A 3618-nucleotide genomic window follows, 5' to 3' on the forward strand; every position below is an offset into this window, starting at 1 on the left:
ACCACACCGGCGCCAACAGTACGACCACCTTCGCGGATAGCGAAGCGCAGACCTTCTTCCATGGCGATCGGGGCGATCAGCTTGACGGTGATCGACACGTTGTCACCAGGCATGACCATTTCTTTGTCGGCTGGCAGCTCGATGGAACCGGTCACGTCAGTTGTACGGAAGTAGAACTGAGGGCGGTAGTTGTTGAAGAAAGGCGTGTGACGGCCACCTTCGTCCTTGGACAGAACGTAGATTTCGCCAGTGAAGTGCGTGTGTGGCTTGATCGAACCGGGCTTGCACAGCACTTGGCCGCGCTGCACGTCTTCGCGCTTGGTGCCGCGCAGCAAGATACCGACGTTGTCGCCTGCTTGACCTTGGTCCAGCAGCTTGCGGAACATTTCCACGCCCGTGCAGGTGGTCTTCTGGGTAGCAGCGATACCGACGATTTCGATTTCTTCGCCGACCTTGATGATGCCGCGTTCGATACGGCCGGTCACCACGGTGCCACGACCAGAGATCGAGAACACGTCTTCCACAGGCATCAGGAACGTGCCGTCGATGGCGCGCTCAGGCGTGGGGATGTAGGTGTCCAGGGCTTCGGCCAGCTTCATGATGGCTTGTTCGCCCAGCTCGCCAGTGTCGCCTTCCAGAGCCAGCTTGGCCGAACCCTTGATGATGGGGGTGTCGTCGCCAGGGAAGTCGTACTTGGACAGGAGTTCGCGAACTTCCATTTCCACCAGTTCCAGCAGCTCGGCGTCGTCCACCATGTCAGCCTTGTTCAGGAAGACGATGATGTAAGGCACGCCCACCTGGCGGGACAGCAGGATGTGTTCACGGGTCTGAGGCATTGGGCCGTCAGCAGCGGAACAAACCAGGATAGCGCCGTCCATCTGAGCAGCGCCGGTGATCATGTTCTTCACATAGTCGGCGTGGCCAGGGCAGTCCACGTGAGCGTAGTGGCGGTTAGCCGTTTCGTACTCAACGTGAGCGGTGTTGATGGTGATGCCGCGGGCCTTTTCTTCAGGTGCTGCGTCGATCTGGTCGTAAGCCTTGGCTTCGCCGCCAAACTTCTTCGACAGAACGGTAGCGATAGCAGCCGTCAGGGTGGTCTTGCCGTGGTCAACGTGACCGATGGTGCCCACGTTCACGTGCGGCTTGGTCCGTTCGAATTTACCTTTTGCCATTTGTTTCTCCAACAAAGAACAGTTGCCCGTGAGCGTTTAAGGTCTCCAGCATTGGCTGCCACGGGCAGCAAGCCAACCACACAAGGTGGCGCCGAAGACCGGCTTAAATTTGTTCCCAAGAAGGGAGGGGCCGGATGTTACCACCCGAACCCAGCGCCATCAATTGAATTGATGCCGCAAACCGCACACCCCTCGCCCCGGCGCTGGATCTGATCCAGCGGCAGCCACGGAACTGGCTTTGCCAGTCCGTCGGCTGCGCCCCCTTGAGGGGGCTGCCGAAGGCAGCAGGGGGGGTCTTACTTACCGCGAGCGGTAATGATGGCGTCAGCCACGTTCTTCGGAGCTTCCGAGTAGTGCTTGAACTCCATGGAGTACGTTGCACGACCTTGTGTAGCCGAACGCAGGCTGGTGGAGTAGCCGAACATTTCAGACAGAGGAACTTCTGCCTTGATGATCTTGCCGCCGCCGACCATGTCGTCCATACCTTGAACCATGCCGCGACGCGAGGACAGGTCGCCCATCACGGTACCAGCGTAGTCTTCAGGCGTTTCGACTTCCACGGCCATCATGGGCTCGAGGATCACGGGCGAAGCCTTGCGGCAACCGTCCTTGAAGCCCATTGAAGCGGCCATCTTGAACGCGTTTTCGTTCGAGTCCACATCGTGGTACGAACCGAAGGTCAGGGTGACCTTGACGTCCACAACGGGGTAGCCAGCCAACACGCCAGAAGTCAGGGTGTCGATCACGCCCTTTTCCACCGCAGGGATGTATTCGCGAGGAACCACACCGCCCTTGATGGCGTCGACGAACTCGAAGCCCTTGCCAGGTTCTTGAGGCTCAACGGTCAGCACGACGTGACCGTATTGACCCTTACCACCGGACTGACGCACGAACTTGCCTTCGACGTCGGTGACCTTCTTGCGGATGGTTTCGCGGTAAGCCACTTGAGGCTTGCCCACGTTGGCTTCCACGCCGAATTCGCGCTTCATGCGGTCGACGATGATTTCCAGGTGCAGCTCGCCCATACCGGCGATGATGGTCTGACCCGATTCTTCGTCGGTCTTGACGCGGAAGGAAGGATCTTCAGCAGCCAGACGTTGCAGGGCGATACCCATCTTTTCCTGGTCAGCCTTGGTCTTGGGTTCCACGGCCTGCGCAATCACAGGCTCAGGGAAGACCATCTTTTCCAAGGTGATGATGGCGTCCGGATCACACAGTGTTTCACCGGTGGTCACGTCCTTCAAGCCCACGCAAGCAGCGATGTCACCAGCCAGAATTTCCTTGATTTCCTCACGCTCGTTGGCGTGCATCTGCAGGATACGGCCGATACGCTCTTTCTTGCCCTTGATCGGGTTGTAGACGGAGTCGCCGGAGTTCAGCACGCCCGAGTACACGCGAACGAAGGTCAGCTGACCAACGTACGGGTCGGTCATCAGCTTGAAAGCCAGCGCAGAGAACTTCTCGGCGTCGTCGGCCTTGCGGCTGGTGGGCTGGTCGTCTTCGTCCGTGCCTTCGACAGGAGGAATGTCCACTGGCGAGGGCAGGTAGTCGATGACGGCGTCGAGCATGCGCTGCACGCCCTTGTTCTTGAAGGCGGTGCCGCACAGCATCGGCTGGATTTCGCAGGCGATGGTACGTGTACGCAGGGCCAGCTTGATCTCGTCTTCGGACAAGTCGCCTTCTTCCAGGTACTTGTTCATCAGCTCTTCGTTGGCTTCGGCAGCGGCCTCGACCATGCCTTCGCGCCACTTCTGGGCGTCAGCCTTGAGCTCTTCAGGGATGTCGCGGTAGTCGAACTTCATGCCCTGGGAAGCTTCGTCCCAGTAGATGGCCTTCATCTTCAACAGATCGACCACGCCCTGGAAGTTGTCTTCGGCGCCGATTGGGATCACCACGGGCACAGGGTTGGCCTTCAGACGCAGCTTGAGCTGGTCATAGACCTTGAAGAAGTTGGCACCGGTACGGTCCATCTTGTTCACGAAGGACAGACGAGGCACGCCGTACTTGTTAGCCTGACGCCACACGGTTTCAGACTGAGGCTGCACGCCGCCCACGGCGCAGTACACCATGCAAGCACCGTCGAGCACGCGCATCGAGCGTTCAACTTCAATGGTGAAGTCCACGTGGCCCGGGGTGTCGATGATGTTGAAACGGTGCTCGGGGTAGGACATGTCCATACCCTTCCAGAAGCAGGTCGTGGCAGCCGACGTGATCGTGATGCCGCGCTCTTGTTCCTGCTCCATCCAGTCCATGGTGGCAGCGCCTTCGTGCACTTCACCGATCTTGTGGTTCACACCGGTGTAGAACAGGATGCGCTCGGTCGTGGTGGTCTTGCCGGCGTCAATGTGAGCGGAGATGCCAATGTTGCGATAGCGCTCGATCGGGGTCTTGCGAGACATGGTGTGACTCCAATTGTCACGGCGCCGGGCCCTGTTGGAACCCGGCG

Annotated in this window: 2 protein-coding genes; both read right to left on the minus strand. The window is 59.1% G+C overall.

What is annotated here, in order from left to right; all coding sequences use genetic code 11:
* Window positions 1-1172 (minus strand): elongation factor Tu (gene tuf, locus EPO09_RS18170; protein WP_290645263.1); only part of this gene is annotated, 1172 nt, incomplete at its 3' end.
* A 296-nt stretch (window positions 1173-1468) separates the two neighbouring features.
* Window positions 1469-3571: an elongation factor G gene (fusA, locus tag EPO09_RS18175; RefSeq protein WP_290645265.1), complete on the minus strand. Its 2103-nt coding sequence runs from the start codon at window positions 3569-3571 to the stop codon at window positions 1469-1471.
* Between the last annotated feature and the right edge of the window lie 47 nt (window positions 3572-3618).

The sequence above is a fragment of the Aquabacterium sp. genome (assembly GCF_004297345.1).
Lineage (GTDB): Bacteria > Pseudomonadota > Gammaproteobacteria > Burkholderiales > Burkholderiaceae_C > Aquabacterium.

Coding starts and splice junctions, on each gene's coding strand:
- fusA (WP_290645265.1), bottom strand. CDS start 3,571: ATGTCTCGCAAGACCCCGATCGAGCGCTATCGCAACATTGGCATCTCC.